General features: G+C 34.4%; 19 protein-coding genes. 6 read left to right on the top strand and 13 right to left on the bottom strand.

Annotated features, from left to right (window positions below):
- The first annotated feature begins 203 nt into the window (after positions 1–203).
- On the top strand, positions 204–1,433 hold the full coding sequence (gene craA / locus GTK57_RS04315) for a chloramphenicol efflux MFS transporter CraA (protein WP_152875041.1): 1,230 nt from the start codon (positions 204–206) through the stop codon (positions 1,431–1,433).
- A gap of 65 nt (positions 1,434–1,498) precedes the next feature.
- Here the strand turns inward: craA and GTK57_RS04310 are convergent, their stop codons facing one another.
- The 4 genes from GTK57_RS04310 to GTK57_RS04295 all read right to left on the bottom strand — a co-directional run bounded on the left by GTK57_RS04310 (position 1,499) and on the right by GTK57_RS04295 (position 6,226).
- Positions 1,499–1,786 carry a DUF3817 domain-containing protein gene (locus tag GTK57_RS04310; protein ID WP_152875042.1) on the bottom strand — a complete coding sequence of 96 codons (288 nt, stop codon included), beginning with the start codon at positions 1,784–1,786 and terminating at the stop codon, positions 1,499–1,501.
- 150 nt (positions 1,787–1,936) lie between these two features.
- A complete protein-coding gene (gene yccS, locus GTK57_RS04305) occupies positions 1,937–4,093 on the bottom strand; it encodes a YccS family putative transporter (protein ID WP_163124598.1) in 2,157 nt (718 codons plus the stop codon).
- A gap of 216 nt (positions 4,094–4,309) precedes the next feature.
- On the bottom strand, positions 4,310–5,452 hold the full coding sequence (locus GTK57_RS04300; RefSeq protein WP_163121509.1) for an AI-2E family transporter: 1,143 nt from the start codon (positions 5,450–5,452) through the stop codon (positions 4,310–4,312).
- A 129-nt stretch (positions 5,453–5,581) separates the two neighbouring features.
- Positions 5,582–6,226 carry a ParA family protein gene (locus GTK57_RS04295; RefSeq protein ID WP_152875045.1) on the bottom strand — a complete coding sequence of 215 codons (645 nt, stop codon included), beginning with the start codon at positions 6,224–6,226 and terminating at the stop codon, positions 5,582–5,584.
- Between the two features lie 132 nt (positions 6,227–6,358).
- Here GTK57_RS04295 and GTK57_RS04290 point away from each other — a divergent pair, with 132 nt between their 5' ends.
- Together GTK57_RS04290 and GTK57_RS04285 are read left to right on the top strand one after the other, a co-directional pair.
- On the top strand, positions 6,359–6,826 hold the full coding sequence (locus GTK57_RS04290; protein WP_152875047.1) for a Holliday junction resolvase-like protein: 468 nt from the start codon (positions 6,359–6,361) through the stop codon (positions 6,824–6,826).
- A gap of 248 nt (positions 6,827–7,074) precedes the next feature.
- Entirely contained in the window at positions 7,075–7,626 is a 552-nt protein-coding gene (locus GTK57_RS04285) for a hypothetical protein (RefSeq protein WP_163121507.1), read from the top strand.
- Positions 7,627–7,691: 65 nt separating this feature from the next.
- Here GTK57_RS04285 and GTK57_RS04280 read toward each other — a convergent pair whose 3' ends face one another.
- On the bottom strand, positions 7,692–8,024 hold the full coding sequence (locus GTK57_RS04280) for a HopJ type III effector protein (RefSeq protein ID WP_163121505.1): 333 nt from the start codon (positions 8,022–8,024) through the stop codon (positions 7,692–7,694).
- A 158-nt stretch (positions 8,025–8,182) separates the two neighbouring features.
- Between GTK57_RS04280 and crcB the strand changes: the two genes are divergently transcribed.
- A complete protein-coding gene (gene crcB / locus GTK57_RS04275) occupies positions 8,183–8,563 on the top strand; it encodes a fluoride efflux transporter CrcB (RefSeq protein WP_163121503.1) in 381 nt (126 codons plus the stop codon).
- A 110-nt stretch (positions 8,564–8,673) separates the two neighbouring features.
- On the opposite strand, the gene GTK57_RS04270 is transcribed toward crcB, so the two are convergent.
- The 4 genes from GTK57_RS04270 to GTK57_RS04255 all read right to left on the bottom strand — a co-directional run bounded on the left by GTK57_RS04270 (position 8,674) and on the right by GTK57_RS04255 (position 12,335).
- Positions 8,674–8,922, bottom strand: coding sequence for a type B 50S ribosomal protein L31 (locus GTK57_RS04270; protein ID WP_152875056.1), 249 nt, complete (start codon positions 8,920–8,922; stop codon positions 8,674–8,676).
- A 101-nt stretch (positions 8,923–9,023) separates the two neighbouring features.
- A complete protein-coding gene (locus GTK57_RS04265) occupies positions 9,024–10,322 on the bottom strand; it encodes an ABC1 kinase family protein (protein WP_163121501.1) in 1,299 nt (432 codons plus the stop codon).
- A 167-nt stretch (positions 10,323–10,489) separates the two neighbouring features.
- Entirely contained in the window at positions 10,490–11,791 is a 1,302-nt protein-coding gene (locus GTK57_RS04260; RefSeq protein ID WP_163124595.1) for an MATE family efflux transporter, read from the bottom strand.
- An 85-nt stretch (positions 11,792–11,876) separates the two neighbouring features.
- Complete coding sequence (locus GTK57_RS04255) at positions 11,877–12,335, bottom strand: DMT family transporter (protein WP_152875067.1); 459 nt, start codon at positions 12,333–12,335, stop codon at positions 11,877–11,879.
- 120 nt (positions 12,336–12,455) lie between these two features.
- Here GTK57_RS04255 and hemW point away from each other — a divergent pair, with 120 nt between their 5' ends.
- Positions 12,456–13,610 carry a radical SAM family heme chaperone HemW gene (gene hemW / locus GTK57_RS04250; RefSeq protein ID WP_163121499.1) on the top strand — a complete coding sequence of 385 codons (1,155 nt, stop codon included), beginning with the start codon at positions 12,456–12,458 and terminating at the stop codon, positions 13,608–13,610.
- 119 nt (positions 13,611–13,729) lie between these two features.
- Complete coding sequence (locus GTK57_RS04245; RefSeq protein WP_163121497.1) at positions 13,730–14,482, top strand: DUF4184 family protein; 753 nt, start codon at positions 13,730–13,732, stop codon at positions 14,480–14,482.
- Positions 14,483–14,509: 27 nt separating this feature from the next.
- Here GTK57_RS04245 and GTK57_RS04240 read toward each other — a convergent pair whose 3' ends face one another.
- From GTK57_RS04240 to GTK57_RS04225, 4 genes are read right to left on the bottom strand one after another with little or no spacing between them, the layout of a single operon-like run.
- Positions 14,510–15,610, bottom strand: a complete 1,101-nt coding sequence (locus GTK57_RS04240; RefSeq protein ID WP_163121495.1) for a fimbrial protein — start codon at positions 15,608–15,610, stop codon at positions 14,510–14,512.
- Complete coding sequence (locus tag GTK57_RS04235; protein WP_163121493.1) at positions 15,610–18,117, bottom strand: fimbria/pilus outer membrane usher protein; 2,508 nt, start codon at positions 18,115–18,117, stop codon at positions 15,610–15,612. Before GTK57_RS04235 ends, GTK57_RS04240 begins: the two co-directional genes overlap by 1 nt.
- A gap of 31 nt (positions 18,118–18,148) precedes the next feature.
- A complete protein-coding gene (locus tag GTK57_RS04230) occupies positions 18,149–18,859 on the bottom strand; it encodes a fimbrial biogenesis chaperone (RefSeq protein ID WP_163121491.1) in 711 nt (236 codons plus the stop codon).
- A 14-nt stretch (positions 18,860–18,873) separates the two neighbouring features.
- Positions 18,874–19,434, bottom strand: a complete 561-nt coding sequence (locus GTK57_RS04225; RefSeq protein WP_163121489.1) for a fimbrial protein — start codon at positions 19,432–19,434, stop codon at positions 18,874–18,876.
- Positions 19,435–19,634 lie beyond the last annotated feature (200 nt).

Raw genomic sequence — 19,634 nt, 5'->3', positions numbered from 1 at the left:
AGGTGTATTGGCATGAGCAAACAAATCTCACAGCAAAAACCAATGAAATAGACATCACGTGAATACGATGTTTTTCAAAGCCTAAAATAGGCAAATCTCCAAAAAACTTAAATTCAAAAACTCAGAGTTTGTCATTGGGCAGAAGCTTATCTCCCCCAAAATAAATGTGGTTCAGACAAACCAATAACCACACGAAGAAATAAATGCAAAATATACAAACAGTAAAACTAAACCGTGCCACATTTATGTTTCCGTTGGCATTGGTACTTTTCGAATTCTCCGTCTATATCGGCAACGACTTAGTCCAACCTGCCATGCTCGCCATTACCAAAGACTTTGGCGTAAGTAGCACATGGGCACCATCTTCCATGTCATTCTACCTACTGGGTGGGGCATGTGTTGCTTGGCTACTCGGGCCACTTTCAGACCGCTTAGGACGTAAAAAAGTCCTATTGGGTGGCGTACTCTTTTTCGCATTAAGCTGCCTGCTTATTCTACTAACAACCAATATCGAAAGCTTTTTAGTACTACGCTTTTTACAAGGCTTTGGCTTGTCGGTCATTGGCGCAGTAGGTTATGCAGCAATCCAAGAAAACTTCGAAGAACGAGATGCCATAAAAGTTATGGCACTTATGGCAAACGTATCCTTACTTGCACCGCTTTTAGGTCCTGTATTGGGTGCATTTATGATTGACCATATATCTTGGCATTGGGGCTTTATTGGCATAGCAATCATCACGCTTATAAGTTGGTTTGGCCTAAAAGCAAAAATGCCAGATGTAAAAGTCAGCAGACCAAAACAGCCACTGACTTATATTTTAGATGACTTTAAACAAGTCTTTAAAAATAAAAGATTTCTTGCCTTAACCTTGGCATTACCTTTGGTCGCAATGCCATTAATGCTGTGGATTGCACTTTCACCCGTTATGCTTGTGGAATATTTAGGTTTAAGTAGCATGGAATATGGGCTTGCTCAATTTCCAATATTAGGTGGGTTAATTGCGGGAAATTTAGTGCTACTTAAAATCATCGATAAATATGCTTTAGGCAAAACTGCGATGATGGGCTTACCACTCATGTTTTTAGGCACATTCATTTTAATACTCGGATCAATTTGGCAAGACTACTTTGTGCATAGCCTCATTGTAGGAATGACTTTAATTAGTTTTGGCGAGGGCATTAGCTTCTCTGTGCTTTATCGCTTTGCACTCATGTCCTCTGAAGTATCAAAAGGGACAGTTGCTGCAGCAGTTTCCGTACTGATGATGATGAGCTTCTTTATATTTTTAGAGCTTGGACGAATATTATTTGAAAGTTTCCACATTTGGGCATATAGCTTAACCTGTTTTGCATTCATTGCTTTTTGGTTTACTTTGCCACGTTTGCATTTGAAAAAAGTGATGCAAGAGCGCGTTGAAAATGGGCAGTTTTAAATTATTTAATCTATAAGTAAAAACCTCCAAATGTGGAGGTTTTTTATTTTGAAAACATCACATGATTATGATTTTTCTAAAGTCTTTAACTTACGGTCAAATACAAAAGGACCAAATGGCAAAATTGATGCAATTAAACCTAAAATAAACATCTTAATTGACCATTTTTGCTTTTCACAAACGACAAATAAAACAGCAAGAAATAAAACGAAAAGTACGCCGTGCCCCATACCTACATATTTCACAAGAATTGGATTATCCAACATGTATTTAACAGGCATTGCAATGAAAAGAAGAAGTAAGAAGGAAATACCTTCCAATACCCCCACAAAACGTAGAGTTTTAATATTCATGTTCACTATTAAGCCAATGAGAATGAACTTGGAGTGTATAGCAGAAAGATGAATGATTGAATGAGAAATACAAGAAATCTGTAAAGATTTTCAAGGGAAATATCATTCAAGTTCATGACTAAAATCTATATTTAAAAAATGATGAATGCTCTATTTAATCTCTAATTTTAATAGGGTTGTTTTAAGTGATATTAATTCAGGCAAAGTTTCGAGTAATAAACTCATTTGTTTTAATACCAAAAGTAGGTCATCGGACAAAGCATCTTGGTTATTGAGCTTAGAAATTTCATCTAATTTAAGCTGAATCATCTGCTCAGAAATAGCCTCTTGATGAAGTAATACCGCTTCTAAAGTTTTTTGCGTCCATTGCATAAGTGTAAGGACTTGAGCGTCTTCAACATGTTCTCTATGACTGCCTAAAGCAGAAACATAGCTGAGTTGGCTGTGGCTATAAACTAAATAACGAAAGGCATGATGAATGAGTTCAGGGTTCGGGTTGGGTTCTGTACTTAAACTTGAAATCATGGTGGAAAGTTCAGTTTGTGCATTGTGTGCAGAACGACGTGCTTTACGGTATTCAATACTGTTATTTTTGCCAAATTGATATTGTTTCACCACAGCATCTAAATAATCTAAAGTTGTTTTGCTGCTTTTTTTGATGGTGTTGGAAATATTGCGGAAATCCCAATCTGGCCAAATGGTACTTACCGCAAACCATGCAATAAAACAGCCTAAAAGCGTATCGATAATGCGCGGTAAAATAATGGCATAACCTGCACCTTTTAAGTTAAAAATCAGTAAAACCATTAAGGTTGCCATGAGTGTTGCCACAGCATATTTTTTTGCACTTAAATAGAAAAAGCATACGCCAAAAATAATGGTTAAAAGTAATTGTCCCTCAATACTTGGCACAAAATACAAAATTGGAATGCCAAAAAGTACCCCTAAAAGCGTGCCTAAAGTTCGCATTTTTAAACGGCTTTTGGTGGCAAAGTAGCGCATTTGGCACACGAATAAACTGGTCAGTAAAATCCAATAACCGTTCTTTGCAAAGGGTAAAAGTGAAATGGAATACCCCACAGCAAATACAAAGGCGATGCGTACCGCATGACGAAATAGCGCAGATTGAGGGGTTAAATGTTGTTTTAACTTCAGCCATAAATCGTGTATGTCTTGAATATCATCATCAAGTAAATTCAAATTATCTACATGCTGTTGATAGTGCGATTCTTGTTGTGTTTGTAAGTTTTTAAGCCCAGTAAAACGCTCTAAAAAGGTTTCTAAATTGGTGAGAATTAATTGTAAATTTTTAACATCAATATTGTTCGGATTATTGGCAATCCAATCGTGCATAGAGCTTTTTAAATAGTGTAAAGCTTGTATGCGTTCTTGGCTTGGTTCATAGGTTTTATTGTGCAAAATACATTGCGCAAGTTCTTGGCAACTAATGGCATGTAAACGAATATTTTTTTGAATTCTAAAGATTAAATCTGTACGGCTAAAATTTTTGTGAATATGTTCATAATGTAAATAATTCGAGCTCGCTTGTTCGTGAATATCTTGTGCTAAAAAGTATAAATTGAGCCAGTAAATTGTATTTTGATTTGCCCTTGAGGCTTTTAAACGGGTGAGTAATGATGTTTTAGTTTTATTAAGCGCTTGTACAACGTCACTATTTTTTAAAGATAATTCATATAAAAGAGATTCTACATTTTGAGTATTGTCTGGGTCGAAAAGTTTGGCTTTTGCAAAAAGAAGTTCCGCTATTTTTTCGAAGTTTTGGCTTAAATTATCTTGTACCGCAAGGGTGGGTTTTATTAAATAAAATACAATTGCGGTAAGTCCATACCAGAGTGTGCCCATCACAAAACAGGTGGGTTGGAAGTACCATTCCGAATATTCACCCAAGCCAAACATGGTGTAAATAGAAAGTAAAATTGTCCCAAAAGAGATGGTCGCATAACGCTGTCCAAGTGCGCTAAGTAAAATAAGAACAGCACTAGAAAGTGATAAAAATAAAATGAAATAGAATTTATAAGGATGTAAAAAATCTAAGATGGTGCTGACACCAAAAAATAGCACGCAGACATACAGTAAATTGCGTAAACGAATACTGAGCCGATCATCAAAATCTGTAAGTGCAGTCGCAATTGCACCAAGGGTAACGGGAACAATCAGTTCCTGATAACCCAAGTAGAAAAGACCAAGTGTTGTGCCTGTTAAAACAATACAAATTTGTAAGCAATAGACCAGAATTGCATTTGTTTTAAAGGCTTGAAACCATGAGCTAAAATGATTCACAGACATCATCTAAATAAATTTTTATGGTGAATTTTAAAGTGAACTTTTTTTGCTTTGCTGTCAATTTAAACAGTTTATAAATCTGAATAGATTTGTCATTTGAGCTCTGTGCATAAACTGGAACTTATCCACATTTTTATTTTTGGTAAAGATGAGTTATGAATAACATTTATAAAAAAAGAGCCAAAAAATGGCTCTTTTAAAAATTAAATTGGCATATGTTTAGGCTTTGGGTTCTTTGTGCTCTTGTAAACTGTCATCTTCAAGATCATATACCAATGTGCCTTTGGGCATCATAATGGGCTCAGGTTGAGCCTCATGTAACCATTCACGCCAAATGGCTAAAAGCACCGCAAGTATCACGGGGCCAATAAATAAACCGACCATACCAAAACTTGCTAAACCACCCAATACACCAAACATAATCAGCAAGAATGGAATTTGTGTTGCGCCTGAAATGACCAATGGGCGAATCACATTATCTGCAGTACTTACGACACAAACGCCCCATGCCATAACACCAATGGCTTCAACGGTTTGTCCTTGTGAAAATAGCCACAGTGAAACCGAGGTATAAGCAACAGGAGGGCCAAATGGAATGAGTGCAAATAAGAACGTGACAATGGTGAGTACCATTGGGTTAGGAACACCTGCAGCAAAGTAACTTACGCCTGCTAAAAGTGATTGAGCGACAGCAGTTAAACCTACACCATAAACAACAGCACGAGTTGTGTCTGAAATTGTTGAAATATAATGGTGAATTTGTGGGCCAACAACTTTCTCAAAAGCTTGACGCACTTGGTTCAAAATGGTTTGACCGTCTCGGTAGAAAAAGAATAAAGACATCACAGCAAAACACAGTTTGAAGATGTTTTTACTCACTTCATTGAGTACTGCTTTTCCGTAATTTAAATGCCCTTGTATCCAAGCCGAAACATTTTGAATAATGCTGTTTGGGTCTTGGTTAATATCATTTAGTGTACGTGAAATTTCTTTGCCAATTAAAGGAAGTTCGCGAACAAAATCGGGCACACTTAAGTGACCCGAGAATACCTGCTTTTGTAGTGAGAAGTATAAGTTTCGACCTTCGTGCTGAAGTAAGAAAATAGCGCAAATAACAGGAATACCAATCACAAGCACCACTAAAATAATCATAATAGTTGCGCTTAAGGTTGGTCTGTTTCTACCACAAAAATTCAGAATTCTTTGATATAAAGGCCATGTCATATAGGCAATAATTGCAGCCCAAAGCACAGGTACAATAAAGTATTTTAGAACATCGAAGCCTAAATAGAGCAGAATGAAAAAAAGTCCGAATAACAAAAATTTTTGTATTGTAGGTGCGTATTTTTGTGTTGAATTCACTAGGTTATTCCTTAATTCATAAGCCATATTAACTCAAAAAAAAACTTCCGCAAATGCGCACTGAGTAAGTTCTAGTGAATAACGTTTACAGTGTGATTTTAATTCATTTACTTGTGTACTAAATTTTGTTTAAAACCACTCACTCGGATCTTCAATAATGGCTTTTAAAATAGGCTGCCACTGTTTTTGAATTTCTATGAAATTCTTTTGTGTTTTGTCAAAAATGCTTAAACCTTGCATCGCCAGTTGTCCATAAGCGGCACGTTCTGAAATCCATGTAATAGGTTTTTGTTCAACTTTGCTAAAAAAGTCCTGCATTTCTTTTGAATTTATACCATTGGGTTTCACGCGGTTAGCAAGTAATAAAATTTGCACTTTACCTTTGCGAATACGTTTAATATCTTGCAGATGTTTGAGAAAACGACGTGTGCTGTCGATATCAAAAAAAGAAGGTTGTAGCGGGGTAATAATGGCATGTGCTTCACTTATAAGTTGTTCAGCATGCTCACCAGAAAGTGCACCTGGTGCATCAATAATTAAATATTCAATATTCTTCGGGGCATCACCAATTGATTTTTCATGACGCCAATCTAAGGTTTCAATAGGTGCTGCTGTTTTTGGACGTTGTTTTAGCCATTGCAAAGCAGATTTTTGATTGTCTGCATCTGCAAGTGCTACACGATAGCCTTTCTGAGCTAAAGCTGAAGCTAAACTAATTGCTGTAAGTGTTTTACCGCAGCCGCCTTTTTGGTTTGCAACTAATATTGTTTTCATGACCCAACTAATAAAGAAAGATGTAATTCCGCTCACAGCTAGCATATCATTGTTTATTGGCTGAAATATGACACAAAACAAAAGTTGTATGCAGTCTTACTTATTTGCTTATTTAAGAACTAGGAAAGTGTAATGTCCATATGGATGGCAATGTTGATTGGTGCAAGTGTAGGGATTATCCTCACCACCATTATTTTAAGTAATTCAAGAAATGGACGTATTAAAGCAGAATATGAACAATATATTGCAGAGTTGGAATTAGAACATCAACACGCTTTAGTTCATGCGCAAAAACGAAGTGTGAATACTAGTCGTGCTGTTCTTAAAGGTAAAATGGCAGAACAACTTGCACCAATTATGCCTGAATTTCAATATTTACCTAGCGATGCAAAATTTTTAGGTGATCCTGTCGATTATGTGGTTTTTGATGGGTATACAGATTTCCGCGATGGCGATGGCGATGCTGAAGATATAGAAGTGGTTTTAATTGATATTAAAAGTGGTGGAGCAAGATTAACCAAAGGTCAGCAAGCCATTGAACAAGCCATTAAAGAGGGACGTGTCCGCTTTGAAACCATTCGAATAGATTTTCAAGATTAATTATTAGTTGCATGTTATCTACTCTTGACTAAATCTTGGAATCAAAAAATGATGGATGAAAGAACATTAATATTTACTTGAAATCATGATCCAACTCAAAAGATTCTTATTGTTACGAAAAATATAAAATTTATCCTTAATCTAGGTTTAAGATAAAAATGATAGAAATGCAAAGACAATAAAATGAACAGTTTAAATAAGTTCATATTGTGTTGTGCAAATAATTGAAAAATGGCGAGGTATTTATAATGAAACGTTTATTGTTGGGGATGTTGCTTGTAGGTTCTGCGCTACAGATGACAACGCATGCATCTACGGAATATAACATCGCCAAAGGTTTAGCACCTGTAGAAAGTACGCAATCTATTGCACCATTGAAAGATTTTAAAGGTGATTTCCGAATTTTGGGTTCAAAAATTTATACAGATGATGCTCAAGCAAAATTTTCACCTATCGATTATGCCGTGAGCTGGGGCTTATTTGCTCAGTCTGAAATTGCAAGCCAAATTTATGTCAGACAGTTTGATCGCTTTTTAAATTGGAAAATGGATAAAGTTCCTGTTCCAAAAGAGTTAGCAATGCAAATGGTGTCGAATATGCACATCATTCCTGCAAATCCAGAAATTGCCAAAGAAATTAAGCAAGTGAAACGTGGCGATTTAGTTCGCTTGAAAGGTGAGCTTGTTGAAATTAAAGATAAAGACTTGGTTTGGACATCATCTTTAAGCCCAACCGATACAGGTGATGGTGCTTGTGAAGTATTCCGTGTAAGTTCAATTCAGTGGATTGAAAAAGTTTAAATACAGCTCCAATGACATAAAAAACCGCTTATATTTAAGCGGTTTTTTATCGCGTCATTTTTCAATTATTTTGCTGTTAAAGCCGTAGCTTCAAATGCAATACCATCCCAACCATGAATCATAAATTGGCGAATGTTTTGGTGATCTGTTGCTTCAGGTGTTGCAAGAACAGAAGCATAATGTTCTGCAAATAAACTCAAAGTTTGTGCTTGATTTAAATCATTAAGTTGAGCAAAAGAAAATACTTTCGCACTGCCTTGGTTTTCTGTAGCAGCATTGGCTTGAGCACCATTTTTAAATGCTGTAGGTGTATGGTTATAACGTGCTTCAATAAATGCGATTACATCAGAAAATTTTGCTGTGCCTGCTTGAAGCTGAGCCAATAAATCTTGAGCCATGATTGATTTTATCCTTAGAAAATAGTGTAAAAGCTTGCCGACTATAGCAATTTTTTAAGCTAAATTTGAATACTCAAATCAAGTTTTAGTGCTATAAATAAATTTAAAATATCCGTAAGGATATTTTGTATATTGTTTTAACCCATATTGGAATTTACATGAATTGGTTATTGGTCGCGCTTGGTGGTGCAATTGGTGCAACATTTCGCTACGGCGCAGGCGTATGGTTTGCGAAACCTACAGGATTATTTCCTTGGACAACGTGGTCAGTGAACTTACTTGGCTGTTTTCTTGCAGGCGTATTTTTTGCATTTAGTCAAAAATTTTCAATTCTTCAAAATGAAGCACGCTTACTTTTAATGGTGGGTGTTTTAGGTGGATTTACTACATTCTCAAGTTTTGGTTTAGAAACATTTCAATTAATAAAACAAGGTCAAGTTCCAATGGCTTTGGCTTATGCAATGAGTAGTTTAATTTTAGGTGTGATGGTACTTGCAATTGGTTTTTATGTATTTCAACTGATTTTACAAAACAAGTAATTCAAAATTTAGAATATTAAAATAAAAAAAGCCTAAGTTCTGGAGTGTCACTTAGGCTTGGGAATAGAAGGACTTTATATTTGTTTTCTTAAAATAATCTGAAAAACTTGTTATCGTTTGAAACGTGCAAAGCGTTTATTAAAGTTCGCAACACGACCTTCATTACTTGTTTGACGTTGTTCACCTGTATAGAACGGGTGAGATGCACTTGAAATATCCAAGGTCACATAAGGGTACATTTTACCTTCATGCTCTTTCGCTTGGGTTGTTTGCAATGTGCTACCAATAATAAAAAAGGCATTTGCATTGGTATCGTGGAAAAGAACTTCTCTATATTCAGGATGGATGTTAGGACGCATGATTTATCTTCCATTACTTAATACATATTATGTTATAACATAACAATTGTTATTGCAAATAAACTCACATTACAGAATGTAAGTGAGTTTAGGTTTTTATATTAATGACGTGGTGGAACAAGCTCATCGAATACATCGGTTAAATTGTCATTCACTTTTAAGTGAATAAGATTCCAATATTGACCTGAAACCGTTCGGTTTACCATTAAGGTATCGGGTGAAGGTTTGAAAACATCCCAATATTTTAAAGAGCGTTTAACCAGTTCTACACCATCATGATGCGCAGAATTTTCAGCAAAATCATATTGTGTTGTAAGTGGTCGCATCAGCACTTCAAGCCATTCTTGATAGAGTACTTCGGGAAATTTTCCAAGTTCAGTCAAGGAATGTAGATCATCCAATTTCTGTTCCATTTCAGCAATATTGCTTTCACGTGCCGCATTAATCAGTTGCTTAAAATTCGCAATAACATCTGCTGAAAGGGTTTTAACACCACCGTAGTCATACACAATGACAGAGCCATCTTCACGAAAAGCAAAGTTGCCGGGGTGAGGGTCGCAGTGGAAACGTTTTAAATAGAAAATTTCTCGTCCAATTGCTTTAAATAAACGGCGACCTAATTCATTGCGGGTTTCTTGTGACCATGTACTTGCGGTTTCAATACTTTCACCTTGTTCTAAACTTAAAGTCAAAATATGACGAGATGAAAAGTCTTTAAATACACGTGGAATAATAATTTTACTGTCTAAAGACTCATGGAAAGTTCGAGCAACATCTAAGTTTTGTGCTTCAATTTGATAATTCAATTCGTTATCTAAACTTTCTTGAATTTCTTTAAATAACTGCTCTTGAAGTTTGCGGTCAATTTTTAAAACACCCATTAAACGCAGTGCCAAACGAACCTGCTTCAAGTCACTTTCGCAGGCTTCATCTACGCCTGGATATTGAACTTTCACAACAACGTTTTCGCCCGAAGGAAGTGTCGCTTTATGAACTTGCCCAATAGATGCCGCGGCAAAAGGAATTTCTTCGAAATGTTTAAAAATTTGATTGATTGGCTTACCAAGTTCTTTTTCGACTTGTGCTTTAATTTCGGCAAAAGGCATTGCAGGCGCTTGTCTTTGTAATTTTGAAATAGCACGTGCAACTTCAGGCGGAAAAATATCTTTATATTGAGATGCGATTTGCCCAACTTTCATAACCGCACCTTTCATTTCCCCTAAAGTGTCGGCAATTTGAAGTCCAATTTCTTGAAACATTTGGCTTCTAGATGCATTTTTTTGATCTTCATCTGCTCTAAGATTTTTAATCGAGTTGGATACAGTTTTAGTCGCAATACTTGCAGTCATGCTCGCAAGTTTCATAAAGCGACGACCGGGCGTACTAGCCGATTTAGCCATTCGATTTTCCTTAAGATCATTTTTATAGGATGACTTTGATGATAAGTCTAGAATGCCAAAAAGCCTACTTTATTTTGTTAAGACTATGGAGATTTCATGTGTTTTTATCGTCTAGATATAAAAAAGCCGAAAATGAATTCGGCTTTTTTTATTGCATCAAGTTTTGGTTATAAAAATTTTTGTGCAAGTCGTTGATTATTGAAATATAAGCGAGTAAGGAGTAATACGCAGGCAACGCTTAATCCAACAATTAAGCCAACCCAAACACCTGCCGCACCCATTTCTGTAAAGCGTGCTAAATAAATACCAACAGGGAAAGCAATAACCCAATAGGCAAGCATGGTAATCCACATTGGTCCTTTGGTATCTTGCATACCACGTAAACAACCTGCTGCACTCACTTGCCATGAATCCATGAGTTGATAGGCGATGGCAAATAACACAAGGTAAACCGCAATTTGTGTTACGTCATAATCACTTGTGTAAAAAGATACAATTTCAGGGCGGAAGAACCAAAGTAAGCTCATTGAAACGAGCGCAAGAATTGTGCCTGTTGCTAGACCTAAAACTTGGACTTTACGCATTGCTATTATATTTCTTTCACCATAGTAAGTGCCAATACGAATGGTTAGCGCAATAGCAAGCGACATTGGAATCATGAACAATTGCGAGGTAATAGAAATTGCAATTTGATGCGCTGCAACGGTCACTTCACCCAATGGGCTGAGAACAATAGCTGCGGTACTAAAAATACTGACTTCAAAGAAAATGGCTAAACCAATAGGAAGTCCAAGCGCAAGAATTCGTTTTACCCAATAAAAATCTATTTTTTCAAATAGGGAAAAAGGTTGAGATTTTTGGTAAGCCGATGCTTTAAAAATATAAAGCGCTAAAGCAATGAACATCAACCACTGTAAAATAGAGGTAGCAAAACCACAACCAGCGGAACCTAATTCAGGAATTGGTCCTAAACCGTACATAAATACCAAGTTCAATGGAATAAGCACAACCAATGCAACTAAGCTAATGACTGTTACGGGGCGAGGGTGACCTAATGCTTCTGAATAACCACGAAGTGCGGCATACATAGTGACTGCAGGCATACCTAAACCAATGGCGTGTAAGAATAAACTTGCTTTCGGAAGTAATACATCAGGTACGCCAAACAGCGGTAATAGGAATGGCATTGTCTGTAGAATTAAACCTGCAATTATTCCTAAAATAAGTGCGATCCATAATGATTGTCTTGCAATCGTTGCAATTTTTTCAGGTGTTCTAGCACCTTGTGCTTCGGCAACCAAAGGCGTTGTTGCAATCATAATGCCACTAAAAAGGAGCATGATTGGAATCCATAAACCTACGCCAACGGCAATTGCAGCCAAATCATTTGCAGAAAGATGTCCCGCCATAATGGTATCAATTAGACCAAAACCTGCTTGGGCGAATTGAGTGATCAAAATGGGGATCATTAACTTAAATAATTGTTTTAACTCGTAACCTGTACTTGTAACTTTAGACACTAAAAAAACTCATTTGGTGCTTAGTATTAAAATATTAGCGTTGTAGAGTGAGAAGCACACCAATGAAAATCACTACACCACCTAAAAAGCGTTGCCAATTAATAGGCGTTTTTTCTACGCCCAATAATCCGAACTGGTCTAAAATCATAGACGTTATAATTTGACCAAAAATAATTAAGCCTGAAAGTGTGAGTAAACCTAATTTAGGAGCAGCAAATAGGCTCATGCTGATGGCATAAACACCTAAAAATCCACCCATCCATAAATACCAAGGCATAGTCATCATGTGACTAAAATCGGGCTTGGCTGAATTTTGAACGAACACTAAAAAGCAAAGCAGTATTGTACCAATCAAAAATGAGAAAAGGGCAGCTTGTAAAGGAGATTGTACATATTCCCTCAGTTGGGTGTTAATTGCGGTTTGAAAAGTCAAAGCAACGCCAATACCTAATACTAGAGGAAGTAATAAAATAAGCTGACTCGATATTTTCATCATTTTAGCAGTCTATTTTTTATGTAATTTTCATCAGTTTAAAGTAAATACCAATATATTTCATGAGCAATAGAATCTCTCATGTTAAAATTTGCAAAGTCTTATTTTTGAGTCATCTCCTTGTCTGAGCTAAATCCTGCAATTGTTCCATTGTCTTTATATATTCATATGCCTTGGTGTGTGCGTAAATGCCCATACTGCGACTTTAATTCGCATGCAGTACCCGATGGAAAATTGTCTTTAGACTTAGAACAAGAATACTTAAATGCTTTGGTTGAAGATTTCAAAACTCAATTAGATTTTGCTCAAGGGCGTGAAATTCACAGTGTGTTTATTGGAGGAGGTACGCCATCTTTAATTTCTGCAAAAGCTTATCAATGGTTATTTGCACAATTAAAAGCATTACTTCCTTTTGAAGATGGCTGTGAAATTACTTTAGAGGCGAACCCGGGAACGGTTGAACACGATCCTTTTGCAGGTTATTTAGAAGCAGGAATTAACCGCCTTTCGATTGGTGTGCAAAGTTTTAATACCGATCATTTGCAAAAATTAGGTCGTATTCACTCGAATGATGATGCAATTTCTGCAATTAAACATGCCAAAGAAGCAGGTTTTGAGCGTGTAAATGTGGACTTAATGCATGGTTTACCTGAGCAAACTTTAGAACAAGCATTGCTAGATTTAAAATTGGCCGTTGAAAGTGGCGCAACGCATGTGTCTTGGTATCAATTGACGATTGAACCGAATACGGTATTTTTCCGAACTCAGCCTATTTTACCTGTAGATGATGTTTTGGAAGATATTCAAGAGCAGGGTGAAGCGTATTTAAAAGCCAATGGTTTTGTGAATTATGAAGTTTCGGCATGGCGTAAAGAAAAGCCATCTGCACATAATTTAAATTATTGGAAGTTTGGCGATTATTTGGCAATTGGTGCAGGTGCACATGGAAAGATCACACAAAAAGATGGTGTTTATCGATTCCAAAAAACGCGGTTGCCGAAAGATTATTTAGCTAAAGTTCCTGCGGAAAATTTGCAATTTAAGCGTATTGAAAAGAACGATATGCCTTTTGAATTTATGATGAATGCACTACGTTTAAACAATGGGGTAGATGCAAAACTTTATGCTGAACGTACAGGGTATAGTTTGGATGATTTATCTGAACTACTTACATCATTGCGTGAGCGTAAATTGATGGTGAATGATGAACAGCAAATTTCATGTACGGAGCAAGGGCATGTGTTTTTAAATTCGGTGTTGGAAGAGTTTTTGTGATTTTCTAAGATACCTGATTCATATTTAAGAAATAAATGTCATATTGTGAAGTAGAAGATTATTACTTGGAATGATCTTCTTAAAGTTCGCACAATATTTACGAATAAGAAATAAAATTTATGCCATTCACTTTTTCACATACAGTTGCAACATTCATATTTAGTCCTTGGATAAAACAAAAGAAGTTGTCATTAACAGGTATTCTTTTAGGATGTATCGCACCTGATTTTGAGTATTTTCTTAGAATGAAAATGCAGGGTGATATTGGGCATCATTTAGTTGGTGTTTTTTTGTTAGATTTACCTATAGCACTTATTGTTGCTCTTATTTTTCATGGCCTTATTCGTGATGAACTAATTGATAATTTACCTATATTTTTCAAAAATAAATTTATTAGATTTAAAAACATAAATTGGTTTTCCTATTTTAAGCACAATATCTTGATTGTTGTTATTTCTATTCTATTGGGAGTTTCTACGCATATTTTATGGGACTCATTTACACATAAAACGGGATATTTTGTCGTTCATTTTCAGCTTTTACAAAGTGATTTATTGTTGTATGGGGTAAGAGTTCCTTTTTATAAAGTATTACAGCATTCAAGTGCTTTATTGGGATTACTAGGTGTGGCTTTTTATCTTTTTAGATTACCTTCCTATTCATCTGAGCAAATAAAGAAGGACAGTACTCAAAAATATTGGGGATGTGTATTTTTATTTCTGCTCATATTTATGTGCATCTGGTCTTTTTTGAATCTGGGTTTAATAAACTTTATCGTTCATATTCTTGTCGCTTTTATAGCATGTACTTTTTGGAGTTTCGTATTTACTTCAATCGTATTAAAGATGATAAAAAATGGCATTCAAACATAGAAGTGTGACTTTAACGGTTTATTTATATTAGCGATATGTTAAATGTAATGTAGCTGTTGAGTTTACTTTACCTGCTATAGTTGGTAATGAATCTAATTTGTAGTATTTGGCATAAAAACTATGACTGGTGATTGGTGTACTTGCACTGTTTGTGGTTCCAAAAGGAAAGCTTTGACCAAGTTTAAGAGGAATATTAGTGGTTGCATCAAAAATTTGAATACCTACATTTGTCGCACGCTCACTAATATTTGCAACATTATCTAATACACCTACTGAAGCTAAACTATTTGATGCAATAACATTATTGTTATCTACTATTATTGAGTTGAGCTGTGTATTTGCTAAAGCAGATCCACAAGTGGCAGAAATAGTAAAATTTACTTGTCCACTAGTTGATCCCTGAGGTGTTAAAGAAGAAGCTGCTAATGTGGGCAATAGTACGTTTGAATTATTAACACTACATGTCCTTGCCGTAGTTGGTGTTACTTGAATCTTAATTTCAGCAATTTGTGTCGAACTTTCAGTATCAGTAACACTTGGTAATTGGATGTTTACGTATGTCCATACTACGTTTAAAGTCCCTATATTTATGGATGTTATTGGTATAGCCTCAATGGGTGTTTTATCAAAGGCTATTGAAAGATCGTGAATTCGCAGGCCTTGGGTATTACCTAATGAGCCAGCAATATTGGGTGTAGAAGCATCAATATTATATTGAAGTGCTAGGGCTTGGTTATCACTGTACTTAAAATAAATATAAGCATGATTGTTAATAATAGGATTATCAGTATTAACAATTTTAAAATACGTTGCCCCATTAAATGTTTTGGTTAAGTTGCTAATATTACTACCAATAAATGTGCGAAATCGGGAGGTTTTGGTGATTGATACAGCCGGAATGGGCGAAGAGCATGTAATTAACCCAGTACTTTGAATTTCTGTGTTAGATGCGGGAATGACTAGATTTGTTATAGGGTCTGAAGAAACTAAAGTTTTTGTCACATTTTTATCTGTACTATTATTCGAAGGGTGTAAGGTACTTCCAGTATTACCACAAGTAATTTCGGCATATTGACTAGGTGCTATTACCATCATTAAGACGAAATAAAGTATTCTTTTTATATTCATTATTTACACTCCACATTAATAATTTTAAAGAGTGCTTTATTTTCAATATGATCTAATTTTTCTTTATTAGGCACCCTGAAGTTACATTGCTGCATGTTTTCGGTTCCCCATTGGATAGTAATTTGATCTTGAAGAAACTCCTCATTTTCAATAAAAAGTTGATTTGATTGACCAAATGTACCAATAAGCTGATTATTAGAGTTTTTGACTTGTAGTCCAATTGGAATTTGAACGTTATTAGGTGTAGTTAATTCTAATAAAATATTTGAAGTTTTTTGTGTATCTAAATGAATGAGTGTAGAACTATATCGGCGAGGAATGATAGACATTTGATTTTCTTTCAATTGAATATCAATTGGTAAGTTTTGAATATCTATACCAATTTCATTCTTTTGATACGGTGATACATTAGAGTAAATAGCATTACCAAAGCGATCTGTTTTAATTCCCCAGCCATTTATAACATTGGCATGAATAACATCTTTAGCATGAAGAATGGTATATGTATCTGAAATATTATTAGTCGCTGTTAATCCATATGGATGTAATACAAAAGCACCATTCGTATTAAAGCCATACTGACTATAATTTTCAGCAAATGAGGCATTCGCGCCAAATTTAAACTGTGGAAAGTTATATCCTATATTGGTAGAAAAAGAGCTTTCATTTTTAGAGTCATTAAAAGTATTGTTATTAGAAATACCAAAATAACCTTGAGATTGCTCCCCAAATGTTGATGATGCACCAATAGAGCTTGTGAAGGTGTTTGTAGGTTGATTTGTATGTTGAATAGTGGAATAAATATTTGCTCTTCGCTTATTCCAATCCAATGGAATACTTAAAGTAATATAATATCGATCTTCGTTACTTATTTGGTTTAAATAATTATATGTTTTTGAAAATCCAATAGAATAACTTAATTTTTGAAATAAATTGGAATATCCCACTTGGTATTGTACATAATCATCATTGGTATTCCAGTACTTACTTTGAGTAGCACTTAAGTAAAAGCTACCTAATTTTTTGGAAAGTTGCTGATAAATTGAAATGTCTATTTGTTGTTTAAGTAAATAAGTTCTAAATAAATTATCTAGCTCAGCTTCATTTAAATAATTGTAATTTTTTAAACTCATTGTATTGCTTAAGGACATATATTTTTGAGTCTGATATAAAGCACCAAGCATTAGGTTTGTTTGTGTATTTATAAAATTATATTGATATGTTGTACGGTATTTATATCCTTCAATATCCTTATTAAGTAAATTTGCATTTGAATAATCTCCACTAAATTTCACGCCTCCTAATTTTGTATTTGCTCCAATACCAAGTATATAGTTTTGGAAAGATTCACTAAAATTTGTACCTGAAAATAAGGTTAAGTTGTTGGTAAGCCCGTACTCAAAGCTAAACTGTGCTAAATAGTCTTTGGTTATTTTTTCATTTAATCGATAACGACCTAATGCGAAACTATAATTAAATTGATGGGGGCGGATTAGATTAAATGAACCTTGATTTGGAATAATAAAACTCGATTTATCACCGTTTGTTTCTGTAACTTGTACTGTTAAATCTCCGCTATTGTTAATAGTTGTTAAATCATTAATAACAAAGTTGCCTGCGGGGACATTACGTTCATAAACTTTTTGACCATCTTGGAAAATAGAAACCAATGCATTCGTATTTGCAATTCCTTGAATAACGGGAGCATAGTTTTGTTGAGATGATGGTCTCATTGAATTATCTGTAGCTAATTGAAAGCCTCTAATATTTGCAGAAGAAATATTATAGCTTTGAGTATAAAAGTCACCAGTGGTTAAACGAGACTCTATAGGTAATAAATCGGTTGATACTGCATTTAAATAAGAAGTATATTTATTTAATTTAGTTTGATCGGAGCTAAATGATCCACCATGACGAAAGTTGAAACCATTCCAATTAATACCACCTTTTAAATTTAAAAATAAATAATCTATTCGATCTTGTGTGTTGAATTTTGATGTATTGCCATTTAGGTCATAACCAATAAAGGCAGAACTCACCCCTTTATCAAATTGATCAATGGGGATATATCCTTTTGGACGTTCATTAATGATTGCTAAAGGTAGAGATATTTTTAAATGTAATGTGTTTTGATCAAATTCATAGAATGAATTTTTATCGATCTCTTTTATATTTATACATTCTTGTTGCAATAGTGATTTAAAAAAATCATTCTTTAAATCAAATAATTCTATTAAATTTGCATTTACACAAAGTTCTGGAGTTATATTTGTCTCAGAAGGCTTAAAGCTAACAGTATGATTACCACGATTTATATTATTTATTGAAATTTCAACATTATATATTCCTGAATTTACTGTGTTTTTATATATGAAAATATCTGAATTTATTGCTTGAGTGCTACCACCAAAGAGTGACTTTGAATCAAACTCATAGATTGGTTCATTTGTTTGTTTTATTGAGTTTGTATCAGGTTCTAAGGCAACAATGATTTGAGCATTGCTCAAAGTGATTATGCCAAGAATAATATACGCAATATTAGTTTTTAACTGGAATCGTATAGAACCTGTTAGCCCCGAAGTCATCAATAATGGCATATTTAATTTCAATCACTTTGAAGGAATTATTAGATTTTATTTTCAGCTCTGAAAAAGGCTCAAGCATATGAGCTGAATCATCAATTACATTTTCTTTTTCTGGATTGTATATAATACTTAAGAAGCTTATATAGTATGGTGAATGATTTTTTATTTTTAATTCATTCGTTTGTTGTGAATAATTAAAAATCAAATTTTTGTAAGCATCAACCAAACTCATATTCAGTTTATCAGGTCTATAGAAAAGTTTTATTCTCGAACGAATTGAAATATTTAATTTATTTTGTTCCTCATTTTTTAATGATGATGGAATATCTAATACGTTAAACCAAAATAAACTTTCTCGATCTTTAGGTAAATAATCTGTATTTTTTATTAATAACCGAATCATTTGTCCTTTTTCTGGTCCTATTTGAACTAATGCTGGGGTAAGAATAAAAGGAAGTTTATCTGCAGATGGTATGTTATTAGCATCGCCATCATCGAGCCAAACTTGAGCTAATGCTGGAGTATTTGCAGAATTATTTAATTGTACAGTTATAATTTTTTTACTAGATGGATAAATAATTCGAGTACCAGTTATTGTAATTGCAGCATGTAATGATTGAAAAAATAAAAAACTACTAAGGGCAAATAATAATGGTACTTTCATATAATTTTCCCATTTTATTTATAAATAAGATTATAAGTTATTGTTCCTAATACTGGTCCAGCTACAACAGGATAGGCTTTAGCGTAGTAACGAGCATAATATGAGAAATCAGTTTTATTTGTACCTACATTTGTTTTTACAGATGTTGTTTGATTTAATTCATTCGCTGTTAAATTAATAAATATATTTTCGCTGTTTAAAATTTCAATATCTACACTGTTACCAGTAGTAGCATTTGTATTGATGACACGACCTTGGGCATTTACTTTAGTTGTATCATACATAAAATAAGGTGTTGCATATTTTGTAGGGGTTGACAGGGTGCAATTAGCCCCATCTAAATGAATTGTAAAAGGGATTTGCCCAGCAGTACTGTTTAGACTTGGGAATGCTGATATAGCTAATGTTGGGAGTGTAAGAGTAGGGCTGTTGGCAGCCGTTACACCAGTTGAAGAGACAGTAGTTACACATGTTTCATCGACAAGTAATCCACTAAAAGTAATTACCCCTCCTGCAAAAGTTGGGGATGTAATCGTAATGAGGGTGATAAGTCCATATATTTGATTCTTGTTCATAGTATTTCTCTTTAGTTTATGGCTTTTTTTTGTGATTTCTTTTATATTTTTATGTAAAAATACATTAATAAATTACATTATAATTAAAATATGTGCAAGTTGTTCAAAAACTTAATTTGACCATGATCTTTTTTACATTTAGTAATAGTCGAATAAATGAAATAAAACTTATTTTCATCTCCACATATAGTTTATAAAAA

Source organism: Acinetobacter portensis, from assembly GCF_010646905.1.
Lineage (GTDB): Bacteria > Pseudomonadota > Gammaproteobacteria > Pseudomonadales > Moraxellaceae > Acinetobacter > Acinetobacter portensis.
This window is presented reverse-complemented; position numbering and strand designations above follow the sequence as displayed.

Bases quoted from the DNA above. Each gene is read 5' to 3' on its own strand.
- GTK57_RS04240 (WP_163121495.1), bottom strand. From the start codon at position 15,610: ATGAATATAAAAAGAATACTTTATTTCGTCTTAATGATGGTAATAGCA.
- craA (WP_152875041.1), top strand. From the start codon at position 204: ATGCAAAATATACAAACAGTAAAACTAAACCGTGCCACATTTATGTTT.
- GTK57_RS04265 (WP_163121501.1), bottom strand. From the start codon at position 10,322: ATGGCTAAATCGGCTAGTACGCCCGGTCGTCGCTTTATGAAACTTGCG.
- GTK57_RS04270 (WP_152875056.1), bottom strand. From the start codon at position 8,922: ATGCGTCCTAACATCCATCCTGAATATAGAGAAGTTCTTTTCCACGAT.
- yccS (WP_163124598.1), bottom strand. From the start codon at position 4,093: ATGTCTGTGAATCATTTTAGCTCATGGTTTCAAGCCTTTAAAACAAAT.
- GTK57_RS04260 (WP_163124595.1), bottom strand. From the start codon at position 11,791: ATGATCCCCATTTTGATCACTCAATTCGCCCAAGCAGGTTTTGGTCTA.
- GTK57_RS04230 (WP_163121491.1), bottom strand. From the start codon at position 18,859: ATGAAAGTACCATTATTATTTGCCCTTAGTAGTTTTTTATTTTTTCAA.
- GTK57_RS04255 (WP_152875067.1), bottom strand. From the start codon at position 12,335: ATGAAAATATCGAGTCAGCTTATTTTATTACTTCCTCTAGTATTAGGT.
- GTK57_RS04310 (WP_152875042.1), bottom strand. From the start codon at position 1,786: ATGAATATTAAAACTCTACGTTTTGTGGGGGTATTGGAAGGTATTTCC.
- GTK57_RS04285 (WP_163121507.1), top strand. From the start codon at position 7,075: ATGAAACGTTTATTGTTGGGGATGTTGCTTGTAGGTTCTGCGCTACAG.
- GTK57_RS04295 (WP_152875045.1), bottom strand. From the start codon at position 6,226: ATGAAAACAATATTAGTTGCAAACCAAAAAGGCGGCTGCGGTAAAACA.
- GTK57_RS04280 (WP_163121505.1), bottom strand. From the start codon at position 8,024: ATGGCTCAAGATTTATTGGCTCAGCTTCAAGCAGGCACAGCAAAATTT.
- crcB (WP_163121503.1), top strand. From the start codon at position 8,183: ATGAATTGGTTATTGGTCGCGCTTGGTGGTGCAATTGGTGCAACATTT.
- GTK57_RS04225 (WP_163121489.1), bottom strand. From the start codon at position 19,434: ATGAACAAGAATCAAATATATGGACTTATCACCCTCATTACGATTACA.
- GTK57_RS04245 (WP_163121497.1), top strand. From the start codon at position 13,730: ATGCCATTCACTTTTTCACATACAGTTGCAACATTCATATTTAGTCCT.
- GTK57_RS04290 (WP_152875047.1), top strand. From the start codon at position 6,359: ATGTCCATATGGATGGCAATGTTGATTGGTGCAAGTGTAGGGATTATC.